Here is a 1309-nt window from a genome sequence, read left to right as displayed (position 1 = left end):
AGGTACAGGGGTAGGGGAGCGTTCGAAGTGCAGTGAAGTCAGACCGGAAGGACTGGTGGAGCGCTTTGAAGTGAGAATGCCGGTATGAGTAGCGAAAGACAAGTGAGAATCTTGTCCATCGAAAGCCTAAGGTTTCCTGAGGAAGGCTCGTCCGCTCAGGGTTAGTCGGGGCCTAAGCCGAGGCTGAAAAGCGTAGGCGATGGATAACAGGTTGATATTCCTGTACCACCTCCTTTCCGTTTGAACAATGGGGGGACGCAGTAAGGTAGGGTGAGCGCACTGATGGAATAGTGCGTCTAAGCAGTTAGGCTGTTGGATAGGCAAATCCGTCCAACGTGAAGGCTGAGCTGTGATGGCGAGGGAAATTTTAGTACCGAAGTCCCTGATCCTACACTGCCAAGAAAAGCCTCTAGTGAGGAAAGAGGTGCCCGTACCGCAAACCGACACAGGTAGGCGAGGAGAGAATCCTAAGATGATCGGGAGAACTCTCGTTAAGGAACTCGGCAAAATGACCCCGTAACTTCGGGAGAAGGGGTGCTCTGATAGGGTTTATCGCCCGAGAGAGCCGCAGTGAATAGATCCAAGCGACTGTTTAGCAAAAACACAGGTCTCTGCGAAACCGCAAGGTGAAGTATAGGGGCTGACACCTGCCCGGTGCTGGAAGGTTAAGAGGAGGGGTTATCCTTTTAGGAGAAGCTCTGAATTGAAGCCCCAGTAAACGGCGGCCGTAACTATAACGGTCCTAAGGTAGCGAAATTCCTTGTCGGGTAAGTTCCGACCCGCACGAAAGGTGTAACGACTTGGATACTGTCTCAACGAGAGACCCGGTGAAATTATAGTACCTGTGAAGATGCAGGTTACCCGCGACAGGACGGAAAGACCCCATGGAGCTTTACTGCAGCTTGATATTGGATTTTGGTACAGCTTGTACAGGATAGGTAGGAGCCTGAGAAGCCGGAGCGCCAGCTTCGGTGGAGGCGTCGGTGGGATACTACCCTGGCTGTATTGAAATTCTAACCTTGGACCGTGATCCGGTTCGGAGACAGTGTCAGGCGGGCAGTTTGACTGGGGCGGTCGCCTCCTAAACAGTAACGGAGGCGCCCAAAGGTTCCCTCAGAATGGTTGGAAATCATTCGCAGAGTGTAAAGGCACAAGGGAGCTTGACTGCGAGACCTACAAGTCGAGCAGGGACGAAAGTCGGGCTTAGTGATCCGGTGGTTCCGCATGGAAGGGCCATCGCTCAACGGATAAAAGCTACCCTGGGGATAACAGGCTTATCTCCCCCAAGAGTCCACATCGACGGGGAGGT

The 1309-nt window shown here is 53.1% G+C and carries 1 rRNA gene (cut by a window edge); it reads left to right on the top strand.

Annotation, left to right across the window (positions count from 1 at the left end):
• Positions 1–1309 (top strand): 23S ribosomal RNA (locus EV282_RS20035) (its annotated part extends 1313 nt beyond the left edge of the window); the annotation flags it as partial.

The organism is Fictibacillus sp. BK138, assembly GCF_004216955.1.
Taxonomy (GTDB): Bacteria; Bacillota; Bacilli; order Bacillales; family Fictibacillaceae; genus Fictibacillus.
This window is presented reverse-complemented; position numbering and strand designations above follow the sequence as displayed.